General features: G+C 50.5%; 18 protein-coding genes. 16 read left to right on the top strand and 2 right to left on the bottom strand.

Annotation, left to right across the window (positions count from 1 at the left end; genetic code table 11):
- Positions 1–29 precede the first annotated feature (29 nt).
- From H6F67_RS15860 to H6F67_RS15875, 4 genes are all read left to right on the top strand, one after another.
- The gene (locus H6F67_RS15860) at positions 30–638 is read left to right on the top strand and encodes an HAD family hydrolase (RefSeq protein WP_190767594.1); all 609 of its coding nucleotides are present in this window, start codon (positions 30–32) and stop codon (positions 636–638) included.
- 194 nt (positions 639–832) lie between these two features.
- Complete coding sequence (locus H6F67_RS15865) at positions 833–1,156, top strand: helix-turn-helix transcriptional regulator (protein WP_190767595.1); 324 nt, start codon at positions 833–835, stop codon at positions 1,154–1,156.
- Entirely contained in the window at positions 1,153–1,704 is a 552-nt protein-coding gene (locus tag H6F67_RS15870; RefSeq protein WP_190767596.1) for an SRPBCC domain-containing protein, read from the top strand. The genes H6F67_RS15865 and H6F67_RS15870 overlap by 4 nt, the downstream gene beginning before the upstream one ends.
- A gap of 39 nt (positions 1,705–1,743) precedes the next feature.
- Positions 1,744–2,142, top strand: coding sequence for a nuclear transport factor 2 family protein (locus H6F67_RS15875; protein WP_190767597.1), 399 nt, complete (start codon positions 1,744–1,746; stop codon positions 2,140–2,142).
- Between the two features lie 724 nt (positions 2,143–2,866).
- Here H6F67_RS15875 and H6F67_RS15880 read toward each other — a convergent pair.
- A complete protein-coding gene (locus tag H6F67_RS15880; protein WP_190767598.1) occupies positions 2,867–3,853 on the bottom strand; it encodes a glycoside hydrolase family 43 protein in 987 nt (328 codons plus the stop codon).
- Between the two features lie 21 nt (positions 3,854–3,874).
- On the bottom strand, positions 3,875–4,678 hold the full coding sequence (locus H6F67_RS15885; RefSeq protein ID WP_190767599.1) for a phytanoyl-CoA dioxygenase family protein: 804 nt from the start codon (positions 4,676–4,678) through the stop codon (positions 3,875–3,877).
- Between the two features lie 414 nt (positions 4,679–5,092).
- On the opposite strand from H6F67_RS15885, the gene nuoB reads away from it, so the two are divergent.
- The 12 genes from nuoB (at position 5,093) to eboE (ending at position 24,764) form a co-directional block, all read left to right on the top strand.
- A complete protein-coding gene (nuoB, locus tag H6F67_RS15890; RefSeq protein ID WP_190767600.1) occupies positions 5,093–5,881 on the top strand; it encodes an NADH-quinone oxidoreductase subunit NuoB in 789 nt (262 codons plus the stop codon).
- Between the two features lie 44 nt (positions 5,882–5,925).
- Positions 5,926–6,333 (top strand): pentapeptide repeat-containing protein, encoded by a 408-nt coding sequence (locus tag H6F67_RS15895; protein ID WP_190767601.1) that lies wholly within the window; start codon positions 5,926–5,928, stop codon positions 6,331–6,333.
- A 335-nt stretch (positions 6,334–6,668) separates the two neighbouring features.
- Positions 6,669–7,595, top strand: coding sequence for an isoaspartyl peptidase/L-asparaginase family protein (locus H6F67_RS15900; protein WP_190767602.1), 927 nt, complete (start codon positions 6,669–6,671; stop codon positions 7,593–7,595).
- Positions 7,592–8,857 carry an ATP-grasp domain-containing protein gene (locus H6F67_RS15905; RefSeq protein WP_190767603.1) on the top strand — a complete coding sequence of 422 codons (1,266 nt, stop codon included), beginning with the start codon at positions 7,592–7,594 and terminating at the stop codon, positions 8,855–8,857. The genes H6F67_RS15900 and H6F67_RS15905 overlap by 4 nt, the downstream gene beginning before the upstream one ends.
- Positions 8,858–9,044: 187 nt before the next feature.
- Positions 9,045–9,728 carry a hypothetical protein gene (locus H6F67_RS15910; protein ID WP_190767604.1) on the top strand — a complete coding sequence of 228 codons (684 nt, stop codon included), beginning with the start codon at positions 9,045–9,047 and terminating at the stop codon, positions 9,726–9,728.
- A gap of 67 nt (positions 9,729–9,795) precedes the next feature.
- Positions 9,796–12,039, top strand: coding sequence for a family 1 glycosylhydrolase (locus H6F67_RS15915; protein ID WP_190767605.1), 2,244 nt, complete (start codon positions 9,796–9,798; stop codon positions 12,037–12,039).
- 435 nt (positions 12,040–12,474) lie between these two features.
- Positions 12,475–18,318 carry a HAMP domain-containing protein gene (locus H6F67_RS15920; RefSeq protein WP_190767606.1) on the top strand — a complete coding sequence of 1,948 codons (5,844 nt, stop codon included), beginning with the start codon at positions 12,475–12,477 and terminating at the stop codon, positions 18,316–18,318.
- Between the two features lie 961 nt (positions 18,319–19,279).
- Positions 19,280–20,170 (top strand): EboA domain-containing protein, encoded by an 891-nt coding sequence (locus H6F67_RS15925; RefSeq protein ID WP_199304453.1) that lies wholly within the window; start codon positions 19,280–19,282, stop codon positions 20,168–20,170.
- 88 nt (positions 20,171–20,258) lie between these two features.
- Positions 20,259–21,182, top strand: a complete 924-nt coding sequence (locus H6F67_RS15930) for a TatD family hydrolase (protein WP_190767608.1) — start codon at positions 20,259–20,261, stop codon at positions 21,180–21,182.
- Between the two features lie 105 nt (positions 21,183–21,287).
- Positions 21,288–22,220 carry a UbiA-like protein EboC gene (gene eboC / locus H6F67_RS15935; RefSeq protein ID WP_190767609.1) on the top strand — a complete coding sequence of 311 codons (933 nt, stop codon included), beginning with the start codon at positions 21,288–21,290 and terminating at the stop codon, positions 22,218–22,220.
- 93 nt (positions 22,221–22,313) lie between these two features.
- Positions 22,314–23,510 (top strand): 3-dehydroquinate synthase, encoded by a 1,197-nt coding sequence (locus H6F67_RS15940; protein WP_190767610.1) that lies wholly within the window; start codon positions 22,314–22,316, stop codon positions 23,508–23,510.
- A 42-nt stretch (positions 23,511–23,552) separates the two neighbouring features.
- Positions 23,553–24,764, top strand: coding sequence for a metabolite traffic protein EboE (gene eboE / locus H6F67_RS15945; RefSeq protein WP_190767611.1), 1,212 nt, complete (start codon positions 23,553–23,555; stop codon positions 24,762–24,764).
- Positions 24,765–24,774: the final 10 nt, after the last annotated feature.

A 24,774-nucleotide genomic window follows, 5' to 3' on the forward strand; every position in this document is an offset into this window, starting at 1 on the left:
GATGAAGCGGAACGTTAGGCGGCGCAAAAGTGAAAGCAACGATTTTCGACATAGATGGCACGCTCTTGCAGTCGGACGCTAATGATGACGCGCTCTACTTGGCATCAGTCCGCGATGTCCTTGGCGATGTCAGCTTGCGTCCGTCCTGGGGGATGTATACCCAATTCACCGCCGCTGGCATCTTGACCGAGATTCTCAATGACAACGCGATCGACGCAACATCACAGAGAGTGGCCGCCGTTCGAGATCGCTTTATTGAAAGTGTCCGTCGTCATGTCTCTGAGTACGGCCCGTTCACGGAAATTCCGGGCGCGAGAGCCTTTGTGCAGTCTCTGCACCATTCGACCACGCATCGAATTGCTTATGCAACAGGCGGTTGGCGTGAATCGGCACTCCTAAAACTGTCGCGCTCAGGCTTTCCGGTGACGGGCGTTCCGCTAGCCACCTGCGATGACCATTTCCAGCGGCAGGAAATCATGCTTCACGCGCTCCGGCAACTGAATGGCAGCTTTGAAAGCGTGACGTACTATGGGGACGGACACTGTGATGCCGTCGCTGCCAAAGCGCTGGGATGGCAGTTTGTTCCCGTTGGTGCAAAGCTCAATGGGTTAAGCAGGTATGAGTCGAGTGCTACCTAACCTGTCGGTCAACCGAACCCGCCACGTTATCCTGCTGATGTTTCGGGTGAATCACCCTGGTTTATCGCCAACTTGTGGATATTGAATGTTTGGATGACGCAATCGTGAGAGTCATACAGCAAGGTGGAAGCATGACTTGACAATTAAGCAAATGCTTAAGTACGCTTTGGCTAAGCGTTTGCTTAATGATTTCCATGAGTCGATCGACTGCCAGTGCCGACATCTTTCATGCGATCGCCGATCCCACGCGTCGCGCGATTCTCGATCAGTTGCAGCGAGGCGAACAGCCTGTCAAACACCTTGCTGAACCCTTCGGGATGTCTTTACCCGCCATCTCGCAGCATCTGCAAGTGTTGTGTGCAGCGGGTTTAGTCACCCAGCAGCGCCGGGGACGACAGCGCATCTATCGACTCAATCCCACCTCACTCAAGCCCATATCGGACTGGGTCAGCCAGTATGAACAGTTTTGGACGGCGAAACTGGATGCGTTAGGGCAGTATTTGGAGGAACAATCATGAGTCAGGACGTTGTGCTGGAGATGTTCTATCCCCATCCACCGGAGCGAGTTTGGCAAGCCCTTACCGATCGCCGGACTCTGAGTGTCTGGATGATGAATAACGATTTTGAACTCCAGTTGGGGCATCGGTTTCGGTTTCACAGTTGTCCGCTACCGGAGCTAGAAGTCACGATTCACTGCGAAGTGCTCGAAGTGGAAGCACCCAAACGTCTGGTGTATAGCTGGAAAGCGCATCCCTCGGACGCAGCATCACGAGTGATATGGACATTATCTCCAGTAGAAGGCGGGACGCAAGTTCGGCTTCAGCACCGGGCGATCGGGTCTGCGCCGATTCCTGGATTGGGTATGCCAGTATTCGATCGATCGATGCGTAGGACAATTGACTCTCAACTCACATCTACAACAGCGCTCATCCATCCCTTACAAACGCTTTCTTCTACCTCAAAAGACGGCTTACCTCGACCTTCAAAATTGTTGAACCGCCAAACCAACTGGCATTACTGGCTGCAACAAAAATTACCTGAAGTACTAGCACAATCTAGTGTGTAATTATCCAGCTTGTTCGCTGTTATTTTATGAGGAACAATCATGAGTTCAAATCAGCAGTTTCTGCAAAATTTATACGAAGCCTTCAACAAAGGCGAGCTTGAAACAATCATCTCGCTGATGCAACCGGACGTGAAATGGGCGAACGGGGTGGAAGGCGGTTTCGTTTATGGACGCGACGCGGTGCGCGACTACTGGACGAATCAATATCAGGTGATTCAGGTGCAGCTTGAGACCTTGAAGTTTGAGACGGATGAACACAATCGAGATGTCGTTACCGTTCATCAAATCGTCAAAGATTTGCAAGGCAATTTGCTCGCAGATACAACCATTGAGCAAATCTTCACCATTGAGAATGGTTTGATCAGTCTTTATGAAATTGGCGAAACCGAAACCATTCAAGAGAAGATTCAAAAAACGAGAACTGCCAGTGAGCAATGATGTTTCGGTTGTCAGTTTGAGCGATCGCGCTTCACCAAACATCGGCTTTTGAAATGAACAGCGCAGCACAGCAAATCAATAGGCGTGAGGGCAAAACAGCGACTTTCTGCTCAAATTCCGTGAAATCTAAAGTTGTGTGCTGGCGATTTCGCCCATATCAGCTTGATCTGTCTGGAGCCGTGCTTGCCGATGAGCACGTGGGCTACCGTTTCACCTATGCATCGCTTGGTTCAAGCAATGCAATTGGGCACACTTTCATCGTCCGACCTCGGTGATTAACACCGCCCCTACACATCGATCGTTGAGCGTTGATTCAGTATGCTACAAAGGTAATCTGCGGCGGGAGATGGGCAATGTTATGCCTTTAGGAGAAAAATATGTCTTTAGAAGAGAAGATGGTAAGAGGTAGCTGTCTTTGCGGTCAGATTGAATACGAAGTAGAAATAATTCCGGAGAAAACATTGGAAACCACACCGGGTCGGCCTTTGTCACTGTCTCGACTGGCGCAAACATCATGAAGCACTTTGTCACGCTTCTAGGGTTTAGGTGAAATTGTCGCCCAACTGATGCAAGAGCAGGAAGAACTGTTGCACGTTTCAATCCTTGAAAGGGTTTAGGTGAAATTGTCGCGAGCTAACTAGAACCTCCAATCGCTGGAAGGCGGCGAAGCGCGACCAACTCGAAACCCCTTCAGGGATTGAAAGCTGAATAGCTTCACTTATGGCTATTTGATCTGCTGCGGTGTCCAGGTAGGACCGTCACAGCGCGGACCTTCTGCCGTCCAGACGAGGCGATCGAGACACATCCGCCTGGCCGATCGCTGACTATCCCAAGCATGATAGACAATGTATTCTTCGCCATTAGGACTGAGGACGATCGAATTATGACCGGGGCCAAAAACGCGATCGGGAACGGTTCGCAGCACTCGCGCTCCGGTTTCGTTGCCTGCGTCGGAATAGTCGCCCATGACGCGATCGGCCACACCATAATCAACGCCGTAATCTTCGGTTTCCCAGCGTCCGCTGCTGTAAAAACAGTAGTAGCGCCCTTCATGCTTGCGAACGCAGGCTCCTTCGAGCGTATGCCAATCGTAGACGCCGCCGTACATCGATCGATCGGCGAGAAACCGCTGCCAGTTCGATCGCGCCCGCAGGACAACTTTTGCTTCACCTGCAAGCTCACTCATAGTGACGAGGCGATCGACCATCAGCGCCGTTCCCGCCCGAACTTCGTCATCACTATCCAAAAAATCCTGAGCGTAGAACAAATACCACTGCCCATCATCATCGCGAAACGGATGCGGATCGATCGCAAACGGACAGGTACTTGGATCAATTAACGCTTTGCCGCAGTCCACATAAGCACCAAGCGGGCGATCGCTGGCCGCAACTCGAAGCTGATGATGTTTATCTTCATGCCCAACAGAGTAATAAAGGTAAAACTTGCCGTCTTCAAACGCAATTTCAGGTGCCCAAAAGTGCGTTCCTAAATCGGCATCGGGACGCTGCAAAGCATTTCCAGCAAACTGCCAGGTGACGAAATCTTCAGAGCGCAGGAGGGGAAAAACAGGTTGTTTGTGAACGTCTTGGACTGCGCCTTCGGCTTCCGGTTCGCCTGTACCGATCGCGTAGTAAATGCCTTCATGCTGCCAAACAAACGGATCGGCAAAGTAACCGGAATACACCGGATTTGTGTAGGTACGAACTTCCATAAATAACCGCAATCAAGCAAACTAATACTTGAAGTTGATGTAGGTTTCAGTTTTGTCTATCGGCAGTCGATCGACCACTTCGCAGCGCAACATCTGCTGAAGCTGTTCCGGCAGCGATTCGTAATAGTCGCGTGGCAAAGTCAGTTCAACTTTCGGCGTGTGCAGCCAGTGCATCACGTAGCCCATCACCACCATCGGTCGAGGCTGAGCGGTAGTATTGGGTGAGCCGCGATGCAGCGCGAAAGGCGATCGAATCATCACATCTCCCGGCTGCATGTAGAATGATTCGATCGCAATTTCACCCGCAGCAATCTTCTCCAATCCCACTTCACGTGGCAGCAGATGCGTTCCTCGCGCCATCTGAAACGGGCCATTCTCAGCAGTTACTTCGACCAGGGGAAAATTCACGGCCAGCGCATACAGCGGCGTGACAATTTCGTCAGAGAATAATGGACGAAAATCGCGATGCGTTTCCTGATAGGTTGACCCCTGAAAGGGTGTATCCGTACCAAGCTGTACCATGCGGTATTCCTGATGAAAAACGCGATCGAGAATACCCAAAATCACCGGATGAGCGAAGACGGAACTATCAGCAAACGGAGCAATCCAAGGCAAGGTTAAATAGTAGCGAGATTGCTCACGGGGGGCTAGGCCTCCAGGCTGATTTTGCCGCTGCTCAAACAAATCACCGAATGCTTTTGCCCAGGTTTCGATCAGGTCACGATCGAAAAGATTGCGGATGACGCAAATGCCATCGCGGTTGAGATCGAAGGCAAATCGATCGAGGTCTGAAGTCGTGAAAGAATTTTGAAGTGCTTGCACCATTCTTGTTGCGTCTTAACTCAGGCGCGGTAGAAAAATTCAACATTGTTTACAGTGAAAATTGCAAACAATGTATTGCTCAATACGATCTAAATTATTTTCTTTGAAAGAGGCGATCGATCGTACTTTATACAAATCGTAAAGAACAAGACTACGCTGCTAAAACTTCGTGAGTATTCTTACCTTAGATGGGAAGGTTCTGGGCACAGTCTCGTGAGCTTTACATTAATCACGCTACTTTGAGTGCTGTATGATTTGTCACTTTGTATTACAAACTACTTGCAAACTTATCGTCATCTTCTACCTCTGGTAGACCATTCAAAATTAGTTCTCACTTAGCCTAGTTAAGAATGCAGCTTGTGCAGATGCAATGCATCAAGTGCTGTCTTCGCCACACCGTAACAGGTTTTCTTCGCTATGTCTCTCAGCCCTCTTGATTCAGTTAACCCAGACGCAGATTCGACTACTAATCCGATTGGCTATCCTCAAATCACAAAACAGCTTTCAGAAAACATTATTCTCACCACCGTAGATGATCTTTACAACTGGGCACGGCTGTCGAGTTTGTGGCCGATGCTGTATGGAACCGCCTGCTGTTTTATCGAGTTTGCTGCGCTGATTGGCTCGCGCTTTGACTTCGATCGTTACGGCCTCATTCCCCGCTCTAGCCCGCGTCAAGCTGACCTGATTATTCTGGCTGGAACGCTGAATATGAAAATGGCTCCCGCCACCCTGCGGCTGTATGAACAGATGCCCGATCCGAAGTATGTGATTGCAATGGGAGCCTGCATGATTACAGGCGGAATGTTTAGCGCCGATTCGCCAACGACGGTGCGCGGTGCAGACAAAATTTTGCCGATCGATGTTTATATCCCCGGTTGCCCGCCGCGCCCCGAAGCGATTATGGACGGCATTATCAAGCTGCGTAAAAAGATTTCTGCTGAGGCAATAGAAGAGCGCGGCATGGTGGGACAAACACATCGCTACTACACGATTTCTCACAAAATGAAACCGATCGAGGCCATTCATACAGGCGACTATGTACGCAGTTTGAGTCGGCAAGCACCACCGCCAGAACTGGCGCAAGCCATCGGAATGCCAGTTCCACCTGCGCTACAAACTGAGCCAGCAGAGCGCAAAATCGTTGATACTGAAACGCCATTGAATGTCGATCGCGGCATTGGCACAGCAGAAGAAGGTGCGTAACTTTTGGTTGAAACAATTAAAACAGCGTTATCAAATATCGAGCAATGGATATCAAAGAATTTCTGCAACGCTACGCAGCGAGCAACTACAATTTCAAAAACTTGAATTTGGCAGGTGCAAGACTAAGCTACACGAATTTGACTGATGCAGATTTGTCCGGCGCAAACCTGAGCAATGCACGACTCAACGGTGTAAATTTGCGGCGAGCCAATCTTTGCGGAGCAGATTTACGAGGTGCAGATTTGTGTGATGCTGACCTGAGTGAAAGTAATCTTGCAGATGCCAATTTAGAAGGCTCTGTTTTATTACGAGCGAATCTGACGAATGCTAAGCTATCCGGCGCAAATTTGCGATGGGCCTCTCTAACAGATGTGACGCCGATCGACATCAATTTAAGTGAGGCGATCGTGAATCGAACCGTTGTGCCGAGAGGCTACGTTTCTTATCCATGAGAAGTGGCAACAAAGATTGAAGAGGAATTCGCTTTCTACCAATACTCAAATGATTCGCATGAACTGATATTCGATCGAGTGAACGCAAGCTAAAACAAAAATGCCGCTCAATTAGTACAGCTTTGAGTTTGCTGTCGTCATGTGACTAGAGTTACAAAGCAATTTAACATCAGGCTACTTCTTTTACACGAGGTTAATCGAAATTCTCAAAGCTATGTTTGTTGATCGGCAGTCATTCATTAAAAAGTGATTGCAATAGTTCTTCATCAGGTCGATCGCTTGCTGCATCGCAACAACTAACGGTAAAAACTGAAATAAAAACACTTATCCGGTTTATGACGATCGCAATTATTGTGCATGGTGGCGCAAAAACAATCAGTGACGATAAAACCCAGGCCAATACAGAAGGATGTTTAACTGCCGTTCAAGCAGGCTGGGAGATTCTACAACGCGGTGGAGATGCCAAAGATGCCGTTGAAGCTGCGATTCGCACTTTGGAAGCGGATGCCACGTTCAACGCCAGCATTGGGGCAACGCTCGATCGCGAAGGTCAGGTATATCTCGATGCCGGAATGATGGAAAGTAAGGGGCTTCGATGGGGAGGCGTCGCCGCCGTGCAGCGGGTCGCGCATCCGATTTCAGTCGCTCGAAAAATTCTAGAGAAAAAGTCTTACTTTCTAGTCGCGCATGGGGCAGAACAATTTGCCGAAGAACAAAGCTGTGAAATGTGCGAACCCGACAGCTTGATCAGCGAAGAACAGCGGCAGATGTGGGAACAAGAACAGATGCCAGAAGACCGCTCCTCAACGGTCGGTTGCGTCGCACTCGACATTCACGGCAATTTGGTGGCTGGAACTTCAACGGGCGGTCTGGAAAATCAACCACCGGGGCGCGTTGGCGATACGGCGATCGTGGGTTGCGGCCTCTATGCGGATAGTCGGGGTGCTTGCTCAACCACAGGTGACGGCGAATCAGTGATTCCGGTTGTGTTGGCAAAAACTGCGGTTGATTTGCTGTCAGGTGATACAGCAAGTCAGGATGGAATTGTTGCCCGTCATCCAGAACAAGCAGCGCAACAGGCGATCGAAGTATTGAAACAGAAAGTTCCTGGTGAAGCGGGCTGCATTCTGCTCGATCGCGACGGGCGCATGGGCTGGACACACAACTCGCAAGACATGGCCGTTGCCTACATGAGCGAGGCATTACATCAGCCTGCTGTCTTCACCTGCAAACAGCAAGAAGCTGTGAATGCGCTGTCATGATCGCTCAACCATTGACTTTTTTCCAAGGCAATTCGCTCTCGGATTTATTTGCTCAAGACTGCGACGATCGCCATGCATTGATGTTGAACTATCCGGCAACAGCAAGTTGGGCAGCTTACCCGAATACGCAGAAGTATTTTCTGCAAGATGGCAGCAGTGAAGCGACGAAAACATCATTCGATAAGATCTGCCAAAAAGAGCCTTGGAAAAACTTAGCCGTCTTGGGCAATGCGCTAGCTGGAATTGTGATTCGTCGGCCTCAAGATTTGCTGATGCACTACTGGCGCGAGCATTTCGGCTTCAATTCTGAGCATTTGGAATGGATGGACTGTTCCACTTATCTAGACGATCTCAATCAAAGCGATCGCATCGATCGAGTCATGACTTTATTTCCCTTCGATCGATTGCGGCCTGAAAAACACGCCGTCCATCCCGATACTCACTACCGTTTGCTCAGTAAAGCAACCCTTGCTCAGCTTGGCGTACCTTGTCCAAATTATCAAACCTATCATTTGGATCAAATCAGTCTTGAGCAAATTCCCCTGCCTTCCCAATTTCCTTATTTGATCAAAACATCACATGGACTTTCAGGAGAAGGAACCTACATCATCCGCAGCCACAGCGATCTCAACTATTGCCTGGAAGAACTGAAGAAATATTTGATCATTCAACTTCTTGAAACAATCATCGTTTCAGAATTTGTCAAACACGAAGTTTGCAACTACTGCGTTCAGTTCTACGTCAACAAACAAGGAGAAATTTCTTTAATTGGCGTCACTCAGCAACTCGTCAGTTCTGAAGGTGAATACTTAGGAGGTGTTATTGACTATACGGATGATTTAAGTCGATTTTCGAAGATGATTGCGGCGATCGCTCGATATGCCCATCAGCAAGGATATTTTGGCGTGATTGGCTTTGATGTGTTGGAAGATCGAGACGGGCAACTTTACGCGATCGATGCCAATTTTCGCATCAATGGTTCCACGCCGCTTTGTCTACAGCGACATCAGTTGCTGAAGTTGGGTAAGGCGATCGCAAAATACTTCAGCGACTACCGAATGTCAGGAACGCTTGATTCCATTCTCACTACCTTGAAGCCAGAACTAGCGCGAAAAGACTTTCTGATTCTCTCCGCTTTAGAGAAGGTGAAATATGGCAAAATTTACACGGAAATTTACGGCATTGTCACGGGAGAAACGCTTGATAATATGCGGCAAATCGAGCAACATTTGCGCGATCGAGGATTACAGTTAACAAGTTAATCTTCGAGTTTTCAATTCTTGAACGACCTTACGCAGCAAAGTAGAACTGCATCAAACTTTATGGTTTTAGCTGTAACTCTGATCACAATGCAGCTTAATATAAGATCCCTCAAAAAGCTGACGTGATCTCAATGGTTTAATCCTACTGTTTACTAATAAATCCTTTCTCCATAAAAAAAACCAACTTGTGAAGCATTCTAAGCAAAACCAGTCAATTGTTGACTACACTCCGATCGATATCACTGAAAATATTTTGCTTGGTGGTCGCGATTTGGTCTATTTGGCTGGCTTGCAGTGGAATTCGATCGATGATCGATCGCACCATCTTCTCAGCTATCTTGCCCAAACGCATCGCGTCTTTTTTATTGCTGAACCTGTTCTGGAATTTATTAGTTCCTGGTGGCTTGAAATTCGTCGAGATGAGTGTGGTGTGTGGGTAGTTGTCGCCCATCTGCCAGATTGGGTAAGTGAAGCTTTAGTGAGCGCAATGCACCACAGCTTGATAGACGAACTCATTGAAAAATATGCGATCGACAATCCAATTCTTTGGTACTGCACACCTGCCGCATTGCCTTTTACCCGTCATGTAAAATCCGCCGCGATCGTGTACGACTGTGTGAATGAGCGACCTGATGAGGCAACTTCGTCTATCTTACAAGAATTAGAACAGCAACTATTGAACCAAGCGCATCTTGTCCTTTTCAAAGAGCGCAATCTGTACAAATCGACGCAGCACTCTAATGTTTATATTTTTTCCAACAGCGGAAATCAAACTTGGAATGAGATGAATGAGTTCATCGAGGCTGCGATCGCAAACGTTCAGACAGCCGATTGCAGCAAAGATTACTGTCCTATTTCCAAGCAGGTTTGAACCGCTTGATAAAGGCACTAAATGAATTGAAATCGTCACAACAACTCTTTTTAAAAATACGAGTTCTATGAGTTCAAAGCAAGCTTCACCGCTGGAACTTTGGGGTGGAATTGAATGTACAGTCAATCGCGTCGGCGATCGCTATCTTGATCAGCTAGAGCGCAATGGTCATGCGACCAGAATTGAAGACCTCGATCGATTTGCGGCTTTGGGTGTGCAAACGATTCGCTATCCAATTTTGTGGGAGCGCATTGCTCCCAACGGACTCGCTCAAGCCAATTGGTCTTGGGCAGATCAGCGGTTAACTCGCCTGCATGATCTGGGCATTCGAGCGATCGCCGGACTCATCCATCATGGCAGCGGCCCCCGTCACACCAATTTGCTTAATCCAACTTTTCCAGAACAATTAGCCGAATTTGCGTTTGCGGTGGCTCAGCGTTATCCTCGGCTGGAGTATTACACCCCTGTTAATGAACCGTTAACAACCGCACGTTTTAGCGGCCTGTATGGGCACTGGTATCCGCATGGTCGCGATGATTTGAGCTTCTTCAAAGCATTACTGAATCAGTGTCGAGCAACCGTGCTGGCAATGCGGGCAATTCGGCAAGTCAATCCGCGTGCCCAACTGGTGCAAACTGAGGATTTAGGCTCAACACGCAGTACGCCGTTACTGACCTATCAAGCAGAACTAGAGAACGATCGCCGCTGGCTCTCACTCGATTTGCTGTGTGGCCGCATCGATCGCAATCATCCGCTGTGGCGCTATCTACTCGATGCTGGCATTGAAGAAGGTGAATTACTGTGGTTTCAAGACAATCCCTGTCCGCCCGATATCATCGGCATTAATCGCTATGTCTGTAGCGATCGCTTCTTGGATGAACGGCTCGATCGCTATCCTGCCCATACGCACGGCGGCAACGGCCAGCATCAATACGCGGATGTGGAAGCGGTTTGGGTCTGTGCGGAAGGACTCTACGATCATGTCGCGCTGCTGAGGGAAGTGTGGGAGCGTTATCATCGACCGATCGCCATTACCGAGGCGCATCTCGGCTGCACCCGTGAAGAACAATTGCGCTGGCTCAAGCAAATTTGGCAGATTGCCCAAACGCTTCGCAATCAAGGCGTTGACTTTCGTGCGGTTGCCGTTTGGTCGCTGCTGGGAACCTATGACTGGAATAGCCTCGTCACTCGCGATGATGGCTTCTATGAGCCAGGCGTGTTTGATGTGCGATCGCCCCAACCGCGATCAACCGCGATCGCCCAAATGGTGCAGTGTTTGACAGCAGGACGATCGTACAACCATCCGCTGCTCAATCTACCGGGATGGTGGCAGCGATCGCAACGCTTGCTCTATCCGCCTGTGCGCTACACCCCAGAACTCGGAGGTTGGACAGATTTAGATGCAGCGATTTTTAGCACACCGGAAATGCGGCAGGTCAAAGGCATCCACAGGGCAGCGATCGCCTCAACTCCTCCACTGCTGATCACCGGAGCAACCGGAACATTAGGTCAAGCTTTTGCTCGCATCTGCGAACTGCGCGGCATTCCTTACTATTTACTCTCGCGTCAGGAAATGGACATCACCCAGCCCAATATTGTTGAGCAGGTGTTGGATGAGTTGCAGCCTTGGGCAGTGGTAAACGCCGCTGGATATGTGCGTGTTGATGATGCCGAACGAGAACCGCATTTGTGTCGCCGCATCAATGCAGACGGAGCAGCAATTTTGGCAGGTGCCTGCGCTGAACGCAACGTTGGGCTGGTCAATTTTTCTTCTGATCTGGTGTTTAGTGGCGATCGCAATCAGCCGTATCTCGAAAGCGATCCGGTCGCCCCGCTCAACGTCTACGGCCACAGCAAAGCGCAAGCAGAACGATGGGTGTTGCAGCAGCATCCTTGTTCACTTGTGATTCGCACCAGCGCGTTCTTTGGCCCTTGGGATGAATACAACTTCTTGACAATCGCCCTGCGTACCATTCAATCGGGACAGGTTTTTGTGGCGGCTGAAGATGCGATCGTCTCTCCCACTTACGTTCCTGATCTGGTCAACGTCAGCCTCGATTTGCTGATTGATGGCGAGTGCGGCCTATGGCATTTGGCAAATCCGGGTGCGATCGCCTGGGCAGATTTAGCGCGGGAGGCAGCGACGCTCGCAGGGCTAGACAGCAGGCGCATTCGAGCTTGTCCTACGAAAGAACTCAACTGGGTTGCGCCTCGCCCTGCCTACAGTGCCTTGACAAGTGAACGCGGGGTTTTGCTGCCGAAGCTCGATCGAGCAATCGATCGTTACCTGAGCGATCGCATTGCTGGATAGCAACTGAAACGACGCAGAGGTTGAAAATATTGTCTTCACGACGTAACAGCAATCGTCTGCATTCGATCGCAACCTGATCGGATGCAGACGATCGCTGATTGCAGCAGAAATCGCAATACGGTCTAACCAAACTCCAAAAAGAGAGGAATCAAATAGCCGCCAACCTCGAGGGCTATTGAAAAACTGCTCGATCGATTCCTGCTGATCATTGCAGCCATTGCAGTGCAGGCTAAGCGTGAGTTTTTAAAGAAATCGATTCCGGAATTCCCTCTCTATCTTTCGATAGAGAAGGCAAATAGGCGAGTGTTAGTCATAATGTTTTAGAGCTTGATGGCGATACAAACGTGAATTTAAGCTTCCACCGTTAAGCCGCCATTTTTCCCTCAAAAGAGTTAAGTCGCCTCTTGGATTTTGGTTTCTAAAAAGGATGATTCAATGACCTCTGCTTCAGCAACAACCGATGCCGATCGCCTTGATTTGAAACAGCTTCTCAATGTTTTGACGGAGGTGAAGAAGGGCAACTTCTCTGCGCGGATGCCAATCGAACAGACTGGCATTGCTGGAAAAATCTCGGATGTGCTCAACGACATCATCGATCGCAACGAGCAGATGACAGCCGAGCTAGAGCGGATCAGTACGGTCGTCGGCAAAGAAGGCAAAATCAATGAACGCGCCTCGCTCGGCGGCGCGGCGCGTGGCGGCTGGCGATCGGGCATTGAGTCAGTGAACACGCTGATTACTGATTTGATGCAGCCAACGGCAGAAACCGCACGGGTACTCAGAGCCGTCGCACATGGAGATTTGTCGCAGACGATCGCCACCGAGATCGACGGCAAACCGCTTCAGGGCGAATTTTTGCAGACGGCGCGAGTGGTCAACACAATGGTCGATCAGCTCAACTCGTTCGCTTCAGAAGTGACCAGAGTGGCGCGGGAAGTCGGAACTGAGGGCAAGCTGGGCGTGCAGGCCGAAGTTCCTGGTGTGGCGGGAACCTGGAAGGATTTGACCGATTCAGTCAATTCGATGGCGGGCAACTTGACGGCGCAAGTCCGCAATATTGCCGAAGTGACAACAGCGGTGGCAAACGGCAATCTCTCGAAGAAGATCACGGTGGATGTGAAAGGCGAAATTCTGGAGTTGAAGAACACGATCAACACAATGGTCGATCAGCTCAACTCGTTCGCCTCGGAAGTCACACGAGTAGCGCGAGATGTGGGCAGTGAAGGCAAGCTGGGTGTGCAGGCGGATGTGCGCGGCGTGGCGGGAACCTGGAAAGACTTGACCGATAGCGTCAACTTCATGGCGGGCAATCTGACGGCGCAAGTCCGCAATATCGCGGAAGTGACGACAGCGGTGGCGAATGGCGATCTCTCGAAAAAGATCACGGTGAGCGTGAAAGGCGAAATTCTGGAGTTGAAGAACACGGTCAACACGATGGTCGATCAGCTTAACTCGTTCGCTTCAGAAGTAACGCGAGTGGCGCGGGAAGTCGGAGCAGAAGGCAAGCTGGGCGGACAGGCGGATGTGCGCGGCGTGGCGGGAACCTGGAAGGATTTGACCGACAGCGTCAACTCAATGGCGGGTAACTTGACCGGACAGGTGCGGAACATCGCCGAAGTCGCAACAGCGATCGCCAACGGCGACCTGTCGCGCAAAATTACGGTCGATGTCAAAGGTGAAATTCTTGAACTCAAAAACACGATCAACACAATGGTCGATCAGTTGAGTTCATTCGCCTCGGAAGTGACCAGAGTGGCGCGGGAAGTGGGAACTGAGGGCAAATTGGGCGTTCAGGCCGAAGTGCGCGGTGTGGCCGGAACTTGGAAGGACTTAACCGATAACGTCAACTTCATGGCAAGCAACCTGACCGGACAGGTGCGAAACATTGCCGAAGTCGCGACGGCGATCGCCAGCGGCGACCTCTCCAAGAAAATCACCGTGCAGGTCAAGGGCGAAATTCTCGAACTGAAAAATACGATCAACACAATGGTCGACCAGTTGAGTTCGTTTGCCTCGGAAGTGACTAGAGTGGCGCGGGAAGTCGGCAGTGAAGGCAAGCTGGGCGTTCAAGCGGATGTCCGGGGCGTTGATGGAACCTGGAAAGATTTGACCGATTCGGTCAACTTCATGGCGGGCAGCTTGACGGCACAAGTCCGCAACATTGCCACCGTCACAACCGCTGTTGCCAATGGCGATCTATCCAAGAAGATCACGGTTGACGTGAAAGGCGAAATTCTGGAGTTGAAAAATACGATCAACACGATGGTCGATCAGCTTAACTCGTTCGCCTCGGAAGTGACCAGAGTGGCGCGAGAGGTCGGAACCGAGGGCAAACTGGGCGTTCAGGCAGAAGTGCGCGGCGTGGGCGGAACCTGGAAAGACTTAACCGACAACGTTAACTTCATGGCGAGCAGCTTGACCGCACAAGTCCGCAATATCGCGGAAGTGACGACAGCGGTGGCAAACGGCGACTTGTCGAAGAAGATTACGGTGGACGTGAAGGGCGAAATTCTCGAACTGAAAAACACGATCAACACGATGGTCGATCAGCTTAGTGCCTTTGCCTCAGAAGTGACCAGAGTGGCGCGGGAAGTGGGAACGGATGGCAAATTAGGCGCACAGGCGTTTGTGCGGGGCGTGGGTGGAACCTGGAAGGACTTGACCGATAACGTCAACTTCATGGCGAGCAACCTGACCGGACAGGTACGCAACATTGCGGAAGTGACGAAAGCGGTTGCCAATGGCGACTTGTCCAAGAAGATTACGGTTGACGTGAAGGGCGAAATTCTTGACCTCAAAGACACGATCAACACGATGGTCGATCAGCTCAACTCGTTCGCCTCGGAAGTAACGCGAGTTGCCCGTGAGGTGGGGTCAGAAGGTAAGCTCGGCGGACAGGCGGAAGTGCGCGGTGTGGCGGGAACCTGGAAAGACTTGACCGACAGCGTTAATCTGATGGCGGGCAACCTCACGGCTCAGGTACGCGGGATTGCCAAAGTGGTGACAGCCGTTGCAAATGGCGATCTCAAGCGTAAGCTGATGCTGGAGGCGAAGGGCGAAATCGAAACGCTGGCGGACACGATTAACGAAATGACCGACACGCTGGCAACCTTTGCCGAACAGGTGACGACCGTGGCGCGAGAAGTCGGCATCGAAGGCAAGCTGGGAGGACAGGCGAAAGTACCTGGTGCATCGGGAACTTGGCGCGATCTAACCGACAACGTCAACGAACTCGCTGCCAACCTCACGACTCAGGTTCGAGCGATCGCTGAAGTCGCCACCGCCGTGACTAAAGGCGATTTGACTCGATCGATCGCGGTTGAAGCCTTGGGCGAAGTCGCTGCCCTCAAAGACAACATCAACCAGATGATCGCGAACCTGCGCGAAACGACGCAGAAAAACACCGAGCAAGACTGGCTCAAGACAAACTTGGCAAGATTTACGCGAATGCTGCAAGGTCAGCGCGACCTGGAAACCGTCTCAAAACTGATCTTGTCGGAACTTGCGCCCCTCGTCGCGGCTCAGCAAGGCGTCTTCTACCTGATGGAAACGACCGACCATCATTCACCACTGCTCAAACTGCTCAGCAGTTACGCCTACCGCGAACGCAAGCATCTGTCGAACCGCTTCCAATTGGGTGAAGGCATCGTCGGGCAGTGCGCTTTGGAAAAAGAGCGAATCTTAATCAGCAGCGTTCCCGACGACTACATCAAAATTAGCTCTGGTTTGGGAGAATCTACGCCTGCCAACGTCGTCGTTTTGCCTGTCGTGTTTGAAGGACAGGTGACAGCCGTAATTGAGCTAGCCTCTTTCCGTCACTTCAGCGAAATTCATCTGAACTTCCTCGATCAGCTTACCGAAAGTATCGGTATCGTTCTCAATACGATCGCCGCCAGTATGCGAACCGAAGAACTGCTCAAACAGTCACAATCGCTCGCAGAAGAATTGCAGGCGCAGCAAAAAGAACTGACTGAAACCAACACCCGCCTCGAACAGCAGGCGCAATCGCTCACCGCTTCAGAAGAACTGCTCAAAGAGCAGCAAGAACAGCTACAGCAAACGAACGCCGAACTAGAAGAAAAAGCCGAACTGCTTGCAGAGCAAAACCGCGAAGTTGAACGCAAAAATACTGAAATTGAACAGGCACGGCGATCGCTTGAAGAAAAAGCCGAACAGCTTTCGCTCACTTCGCGCTACAAATCAGAATTCCTCGCGAATATGTCGCACGAACTGCGAACGCCGCTCAACAGCTTGCTGATCTTAGCGCGACTGCTCTCTGAAAATAGCGGCAATAACTTAACTGAGAAACAGGTCGAATATGCTCGGACAATTTACTCGTCTGGCAACGATTTGTTAGCGCTAATTAATGACATTCTCGACCTGGCAAAGATCGAGTCGGGCACGATGTCGGTGGACGTGGATCAAATTCTATTTAACGACTTGAGAGAATATCTCGATCGCACCTTTAGCCAAACGGCTCAAGAGAAAAAACTCAACTTCTCGATCGACCTTGATCCACAGCTACCGCGATCGATCGACAGCGATTCAAAGCGTCTCCAGCAAGTACTAAAAAACCTGCTCGCCAACGCATTCAAATTCACAGAAAAAGGACAAGTCAAACTAGAAATTCGTACAGTCACGAGTGGATGGAGTGCTGATCACAACACGCTCAATCGTGCCGATCGCGTCATTGCCTTCTCTGTGATCGATACAGGCATCGGCATCGCGCCCGACAAGCAACAAATTATCTTTGAAGCTTTCCAGCAGGCGGACGGCACAACCAGCCGTCGATACGGAGGCACAGGTTTAGGTTTATCAATCAGTCGCGAAATCACTCGACTTTTGGGCGGTGAATTGCGACTCGTCAGTACATTAGGCCGAGGCAGCACCTTTACGCTTTATCTGCCCCAAACCTACCTATTACCAGAAACGAACCCTCAAGAAACACAGAGCAAAAATTCAGGTCACTTTATTAGCATTCGTCGGGAAACGTTGAATCAAGATCGTCTGACCGACATCGCGATCGCTCCAATTTCATCTTTTGCTGAATCGAAAATCAATGACGATCGCGAAACCATTCAAGCAGGCGATCAGGTGCTGCTGATCATCGAAGATGATGACAATTTTGCTCAGATTTTGCTGGATATGGCGCGACAGCAGGGATTCAAAGGCATTGTTGCCCATCGCGGCGATTTGGGCGTCGCGATGGCGCGTGAATTCAAACCTGCCGCCATCATGCTCGATATTCGTCTTCCGGCAATGGACGGCTGGATGGTGCTCGATCGCCTCAAGCACGACCCCGCCACACGCCACATTCCTGTGCACACCATGTCAGTTGAAGACGGACAGCAGCGCAGTTTAAAACAGGGCGCGATCGCTTATTTACAAAAGCCTATCAGTAGCGAAATGCTGTCTGCTGCACTCAGCAACATCAAGCAGTTCATCGAACGTCCAGTCAGGCGTTTATTGATTGTTGAAGACGATGAAATTCAGCGCAGCAGCATTGCAGATTTGATTGGCAGTGGCGATGTCTCCAGCACTGCGGTCGGGACAGGAGCCGCCGCCCTCGAAGCTTTGAAGACAGGCCACTATGACTGTATTGTGCTGGATTTAGGCTTGCCAGACATGACGGGATTTGAACTCATTGAGCGCATTAAGCAAGAAGCAAATCTACGCTTTCTTCCCATCATTGTTTACACCGGAAAAGACCTGACGCCGCAAGAAGAAACTGAACTGCGGCGAGTATCTGAAACCATCATTGTAAAAGATGTGCGATCGCCAGAACGTCTCCTCGATGAAACGGCTTTGTTCTTGCATCGCGTTCAGGCAAACTTGCCCGCTTCACAGCGGCAAATGCTAGAAAGCCTGTACCAAAACGACCCAATTTTAGCAGGCAAAAAAGTTTTAATTATTGATGACGATGTACGGAATATCTTCGCGCTCACCAGCCTGCTAGAACACTATCAAATTGAAGTTTCTTACGCAGAAAATGGACAAGATGGCATTGTAGCATTGCAAAATCAGCCTGATATCAACGTTGCACTCGTCGATATCATGATGCCAGAAATGGACGGCTATGAAACAATGCGTACTATTCGCCAGATGGAGCAGTTTAAGCAACTGCCAATGATCGCATTGACGGCCAAAGCAATGAAGGGCGATCGCGAAAAATGCCTTGAAGCAGGAGCCTCTGACTATATTACAAAGCCAGTTGATATTGAGCAGCTACTCTCTCTCCTGCGCGTTTGGCTCTACTCGCGATCAGAATCAGCGCTGTAAGATTTTTAGCAAGTCAAAGATGAAATTTAATCGGTTGAATCAGAAACAAAATATGAAGCTGTTTCGATTCAATGGGTACATGGCTTGCATATTTCCAAGGTAAATTTCTACCTTGGAAATGTCGGTTGGAAAAAGCCAGATCAACAGTTAGAAAAAGCAAGGGCTTCATTGGGCTGGTCGATCGACGCAATCGGGCGAACAAGGCACATGAAATTTCAATCCTCAAACGCTACGGCAATGCGCGTGGAACGTCAAACAGAAACACGCTTCATGCAGCAAATGTGCTTGCACTACAGGGTTCACGCTCGATCGCCTGCGGCCAAATAGCGGCGAATCAAGGCCAATGTGCGTGGAACACGACATCTAGTTTGGCGAGTTTGGCGACGCAGACAATGTGTGAATTTCTCTCAGGTACGTCTGATGCCTGTTTCACTGCACCAAAGGGCCGTAGGGTTAAACAGAACGTTGGTAGTCATGTAGAAGTAGGATCGATCGCCCTAAATCCTCCCTTGCAAGGCAGCCTTCGAGCGATTCGGCTCCCTCCTTGTTAAGGAGGGCTGGGGAGGATCAGGTGGTTTGAAAACACGGCCTAGAGCGATGGAAGAGGGTCATTCTGCTTCTACCGTTCCCGGACTTACTTCATTTCTCCAGAACGGGTAAGGTCAAGCTGAACTGGTTGAAAGACCGATGCGAAAATGAAGATTTTATGAACTTCAGCAGAAGATCTTGAGATACTCAGCAACTCCACTTAATGATTAAGAAGTTAGCAATTCGTCGAAATGTAAGGTGAATGTCATCCGTAATACCACTGATATAAAAAGCCTTTCCAGCCAAGCTGATGAAAGGAGTTTAGAAATTTGACTGTCTGTGGGCGGGGACTATCTCAACTGCATTGCCATTCAGGATAAGCATCACCCTTAGTACCATTTTATTAAGAATGCAACGAACAACCTTAGTACCTGTGCTAGATCCGGCAGCAAAATTCTTGTATTCCTGCCTGGAGCGGCACCTGAATGACAATGCCTTTCAATGGTTCAGTGAAACGGTTGATCAGGTCAAAGAAACCGCCGAGAAGATTTTTGTCGCTCGCTTTAGTGCCGTTCCTCGATATTTGGGTAAAGCTGACCTCGATGTGTCTGACGCCGAGAAGCAAACGGCTGCTCAAATTCATCCCAATTGGAACCTTCAGCACTGGAGTGTTGATCAAGCGGGTCGGGCAGTGCTGATTCTGGCCTGGGCAGCCCATCACCCAGATTCGTATGTCAGTACAGTTGCAAAACTTTTTTCAGCGGCAGATGTGGGCGAACTCGTCGCCCTGTATCAGGTCTTGCCCCTGCTGCCCCAGCCCGATGTTCCCAAAGGGGAAAGTGCTTCGCATCACTTTCTGAATCAAGCACTCGACGGTATTCGCACCAACATGACGGCAGTGTTTCATGCGATCGCCCTCAATAATTCCTATCCCGCCCAGCATTTCAGCGAAGATGCCTGGAATCAGCTTGTGCTGAAGGCGCTGTTTGTGGGCAGTCCGCTCCATCCGATCGTCGGTTTGGATCGTCGTGCCAATCCCAAGCTGTCGCGTATGCTGTCGGACTATGCCCATGAGCGCTGGGCGGCAGGGCGATCCATTAACCCGGAACTATGGCGGGTCGCGGCTCCCTTTCTAGAAGTCGATCGGATTGGAGATTTGGCAAAGCTGTTAGCCAGTACAGATGAACAAGAGCAAAAAGCTGGTGCCCTTGCCTGTGCGAGTTGTCCCCTGCCAGATGCAAAAGACCTCCTGGCACAAGTGCCCCATTTGCAACAGCAAATTCAGCGCGGCGAATTGTCTTGGGACTTCCTCTCTGCCTCCTGAAGCTTGTCCTTCAGTGTACGCATTCAATCCTTTCAAGTTTTCATTTCCCCAGTCCTCCTCATAGCGTTCAACCCATTGCAAAGGTGTTATGCTGCCAAACTCCATGATGTTTATTGACCCGCATGTCCATATGTCATCCCGCACAACCTATGACTATCTGGTGATGCGGCAGTATGGGGTGGTTGCCCTGATCGAACCTGCTTTTTGGCTGGGGCAACCGCGTACTAATGTCGGGTCATTTAAAGACTATTTCAGTAGTCTTGTGGGTTGGGAACGATTCCGTGCTGGTCAGTTTGGGGTGCGCCACTATTGCACTCTGTCTATCAATCCCAAAGAAGCGAATAATCAGCCTCTAGCGGAGGAAGTGCTGGATCTCCTGCCCCTCTTTGCTTGCAAGGAAGGGGTTGTGGCGATCGGCGAAATTGGCTTTGACGAAATGACGAAAGCCGAAGAGAAGTATTTCCGGCTTCAGCTTGAACTGGCGAAGGAATTGGATAAGCCTGTGCTGGTTCACACGCCCCACCGCAACAAGAAAGAAGGCACCACCCTCAGCATGGATATTTGCCTGGAACACGGTATCGATCCGCAAAAGGTGATTATCGACCACTGCAACGAGGAAACGGTGCAGGAAGTGCTAGATCGCGGGTTCTGGTGTGCCTTCTCGATTTACCCGAATACCAAAATGGGCAATGAGCGCATGGTGGAGATTGTGCGGCGATATGGCAGTCAGCGAGTCATCATTGACAGTGCGGCGGATTGGGGCATGAGCGATCCCTTGGCCGTTCCCAAAACCGCCCAGCTCATGATTCAAAGCGGCATTCCTCAGGAACAGGTGCGAGCTGTTTCCTATGGCAATGCCCTGGCTGCCTACGGACAGAGCGGCGAAATGAAAGAAGAAGATTGGCTGAATCCGTCTCCTGTGGATCAACGGCAGCTTTACAACGGTAACTCGGTTCTGCGGGGACAAATGCCCGTTTACGAAGTTGAGCAGGAGTCTTTGATTATTCGATAAGCAGTTTTTGATCGGGCGATCGCCTGATCGAATGGGCGTCTGATTCACGTGCAAACTCAAAAGCCGAACTGAAAAAACAAATTGCTAAATTTAACACCCAATGCCATGAATACAACCCGCGTGCAGGCTACCTCATTGTGGGCTTATCTTCAGCTAACCCGACCCGCCAATGTGTTAACTGCATGGGCAGACATTCTGCTGGGCTATGCGGCGGCAGGGGAAACCAATCAGATTCAGTCAGTATGGGCTGGACAAGCATCCCTCTTGACGTTAGCGCCGCTGGGCTGGCTGCTGCTAGCAACAACTGGACTTTATGCCGGAGGCGTCGTGTTCAACGACGTGTTTGACGCCGAACTTGATGCGATCGAACGTCCAGAGCGTCCCATTCCCAGCGGTCGGGCTTCACTGCAAGGAGCAGCACTTTTGGGCAGTGCGCTTCTGGTGGGTGGTGTGCTGGCGGCGGCACAGGTGTCGCTGATCAGTGCCCTACTCGCGATCGGCATAGCCATTGCAGCCTTACTCTACGACAGTGGAGGCAAGCATCAGGACACTTGGGGTCCCATCAATATGGGGCTTTGCCGAGGCGGAAATCTGCTTCTAGGGGTGAGTGCGGCAACAGAGCTACTGCCTGAACGCTGGTTTCTGGCACTACTTCCGATCGCTTATATTGCTGCGGTCACGGCCATCAGTCGGGGAGAAGTTCAGGGTGGCAAGCGTGAAACGGGTATCTTGGCATTAGTCCTCGCTGGGATTGTGATTTCAGGGCTGTTGGGGCTGGGATTTCTGCCAGTGTATCGTCTGTCTGTGGCGGTGCCGTTTATTCTGCTATTCGCAGCATTAATTCTGCCCGCATTTGTGAAAGCCACGCGCGATCCCAGCGCGGAAACTATTCGGAATGCGGTGAGATCCGGAGTGCTGTCGCTGATTGTGATGGATGCGGCGATCGCGGCTGGCTTTGCCGGATGGATCTACGGAGCGATCGTACTGCTATTACTTCCTGTCTCCATTTCCCTAGCACGTGTCTTTGCTGTCACTTGATTCATCATGTTGCCGGATTAATCAATTCTTGATTTGATTTCGTTTTACCTGATTTCAACTTTCATTCTCAACCAAACTACTTTCAAATAAACCATGACATTCTTGCTGAATCGGCGTTCCGCTCAGTCGCTGCTGCCTGCTCTCAATCAGCGGTTTGAAGTTAGCTTTCGATATGATGTTCACTTTACCGAAGGCTTGTTTCGGACGGAGAATCCGCTCCTTGCCCAAGTGGTCGCCGAGAATGGTGACGCAACGCCCAAGAAAATGTTTGTCATTGTTGATGATGGTCTGCTGCCGCACCATTCTCAGCTTTTAAATCAGATTCAAGCTTACAGCGAGCATTATCCCAGTCTGACCTTACCTGTTCCCCCGATGGTGGTGCCGGGGGGCGAGGCTGCGAAGAATAATTCGTTGCTCATTGAACAACTGCATCGGACAATGGACGCGATCGGCTTATGTCGTCATTCCTATGTGGTCGCGATCGGCGGTGGGGCTGTCCTCGACATGGCAGGCTATGCCGCTGCAACGGCGCATCGGGGAATTCGGCTGATTCGCGTACCCACAACGGTTCTGGCGCAGAACGATTCGGGGATCGGCGTCAAGAATGGCATCAATGCCTTTGATAAAAAGAACTTCTTGGGCACCTTTGCGCCGCCCTATGCCGTGCTGAACGACTTTGAGTTCTTAACGACGCTAGACGATCGCGACTGGCGAGCAGGCATGGCAGAAGCGATCAAAGTGGCACTGATTAAAGATCCTCAGTTTTTTGCGGCGATCGAAACTCGATCAGAAGCATTGGCACAGCGGGACATGGGCGCGATGCAGCAGTTCATCTATCGGTGTGCTCAGCTTCACCTAGAGCATATTGCCGGACATGGCGATCCGTTTGAGTTGGGGTCATCCCGTCCCCTGGATTTCGGGCACTGGGCAGCCCATCGGCTGGAGCGGCTGACCCAATACGAACTGCGGCACGGCGAGGCGGTGGCGATCGGGATTGCCCTGGATGCTACCTATTCCTATCTGGTCGATCTGCTGCCAGAAACGGATTGGCAGCGCATCTGCAACACTTTGAAGACCTTGGGATTTAATCTGTTTGTGCCAGAGCTGACCAGTTACCTATCTGAACCAGAGCATCCGCTATCGCTGTTTCGAGGGCTGATCGAATTTCAAGAGCATTTGGGTGGAGAACTGACGCTGATGCTGTTAACCCAGGTAGGTAAAGGCGTCGAAGTTCATCAGGTTGACCTGGAGCAATACCGTAGAGCGATCGTCTACCTGTCGCGTTTCTAATCGCTCATTCTTCTGGTTCTCATTTCCTCACTCATAACATCCATGCATCTTTCCACTCCCTCACCGCTGCATCTCACGTATTGCACGAACATTCATCCAGGCGAAAGCTGGGATGCGATCGATCGCAACCTGAAAACCTACCTGCCGATTTTGAAACAGCGGCTCAGCCCGCATCAGCCTTTTGGCGTCGGATTGCGGTTGGCGGATGCTGCGACAGATGATTTGTTAGCCAAGGATACTCTGAGTCAGTTTCAAACCTGGTTGCAGGAGCAGGGTCTATATGTGTTCACGGTGAATGGTTTTCCCTTCGGCGGATTCCATCATCAAGTTGTGAAAGATCGGGTTTATGCGCCGGACTGGTCGATCCAGGAACGCCTGACCTATACGCAACGCTTGATTCGCATCTTGGCAGTTCTGCTGCCCGAAGGCATGGACGGCGGAATTTCAACCCTGCCTCTGTCTTACAAACCTTGGTGGCAGGAGGATGCAATGGAGCGGGTGTTTCAGCACAGCACGCTCCATCTGGCGCAGGCGGTGATGACAATGGCGCAGGTTCATCAGGAAACGGGGAAACTGATTCACCTGGATTTGGAGCCGGAACCGGATGGGCTGATTGAAAACGCACAGGAGACAATCGCCTTTTTCCAGAACTGGCTGCTGCCGATCGGCATTCCTGCCTTGATGAAGCGTTTAGGAGTTCATGCGGAGACGGCAGAAACCTTGCTGCGACGGCACATTCGCCTCTGCTATGATACCTGCCACTTTGCGGTAGAGTACGAGGAGCCAAAGTCTGCCCTGACAGCACTGCAACAGGCTGGGATTGCGATCGGTAAGTTTCAGCTCAGTGCTGCCCTCAAAATTGCCCTGCCAGATCTGGCTCAGCGTCAATCCTTGGTGGAAGCCCTGTCTCCCTTTGCAGAATCGACCTATCTGCATCAGGTGATTAGCCGCTCCGCAGACGGCACGCTCCAGCACTATACCGACTTGACAAATGCTCTGCCGTCTCTCAATACCGATGAGGCGATCGAATGGCGTATTCATTTTCATGTACCTATTTTTATTGACCAGTATTCTACGTTTGCTTCTACGCAGGATCATATCTGTCATGTTTTGGAAAATTTATCGCTTGCGCCCGAATGTACTCATCTAGAAATCGAAACCTACACCTGGGATGTGTTACCTGCTGACATGAAGGTTGACATTCTTGATTCGATCGAACGGGAATATCTTTGGGTGATGAAAACGCTGCTTTAATACATCATTT

This window comes from Microcoleus sp. FACHB-1515 (genome assembly GCF_014696105.1).
Lineage (GTDB): Bacteria > Cyanobacteriota > Cyanobacteriia > Elainellales > Elainellaceae > JAAUTJ01.

What these genes read in the sequence shown, in the direction of transcription:
- eboE (WP_190767611.1), top strand. Translation starts at nt 23,553, where the DNA reads ATGCATCTTTCCACTCCCTCACCGCTGCATCTCACGTATTGCACGAAC.
- H6F67_RS15865 (WP_190767595.1), top strand. Translation starts at nt 833, where the DNA reads ATGAGTCGATCGACTGCCAGTGCCGACATCTTTCATGCGATCGCCGAT.
- nuoB (WP_190767600.1), top strand. Translation starts at nt 5,093, where the DNA reads ATGTCTCTCAGCCCTCTTGATTCAGTTAACCCAGACGCAGATTCGACT.
- eboC (WP_190767609.1), top strand. Translation starts at nt 21,288, where the DNA reads ATGAATACAACCCGCGTGCAGGCTACCTCATTGTGGGCTTATCTTCAG.
- H6F67_RS15940 (WP_190767610.1), top strand. Translation starts at nt 22,314, where the DNA reads ATGACATTCTTGCTGAATCGGCGTTCCGCTCAGTCGCTGCTGCCTGCT.
- H6F67_RS15870 (WP_190767596.1), top strand. Translation starts at nt 1,153, where the DNA reads ATGAGTCAGGACGTTGTGCTGGAGATGTTCTATCCCCATCCACCGGAG.
- H6F67_RS15880 (WP_190767598.1), bottom strand. Translation starts at nt 3,853, where the DNA reads ATGGAAGTTCGTACCTACACAAATCCGGTGTATTCCGGTTACTTTGCC.
- H6F67_RS15920 (WP_190767606.1), top strand. Translation starts at nt 12,475, where the DNA reads ATGACCTCTGCTTCAGCAACAACCGATGCCGATCGCCTTGATTTGAAA.
- H6F67_RS15900 (WP_190767602.1), top strand. Translation starts at nt 6,669, where the DNA reads ATGACGATCGCAATTATTGTGCATGGTGGCGCAAAAACAATCAGTGAC.
- H6F67_RS15875 (WP_190767597.1), top strand. Translation starts at nt 1,744, where the DNA reads ATGAGTTCAAATCAGCAGTTTCTGCAAAATTTATACGAAGCCTTCAAC.
- H6F67_RS15930 (WP_190767608.1), top strand. Translation starts at nt 20,259, where the DNA reads ATGCTGCCAAACTCCATGATGTTTATTGACCCGCATGTCCATATGTCA.
- H6F67_RS15905 (WP_190767603.1), top strand. Translation starts at nt 7,592, where the DNA reads ATGATCGCTCAACCATTGACTTTTTTCCAAGGCAATTCGCTCTCGGAT.
- H6F67_RS15885 (WP_190767599.1), bottom strand. Translation starts at nt 4,678, where the DNA reads ATGGTGCAAGCACTTCAAAATTCTTTCACGACTTCAGACCTCGATCGA.
- H6F67_RS15915 (WP_190767605.1), top strand. Translation starts at nt 9,796, where the DNA reads ATGAGTTCAAAGCAAGCTTCACCGCTGGAACTTTGGGGTGGAATTGAA.
- H6F67_RS15895 (WP_190767601.1), top strand. Translation starts at nt 5,926, where the DNA reads ATGGATATCAAAGAATTTCTGCAACGCTACGCAGCGAGCAACTACAAT.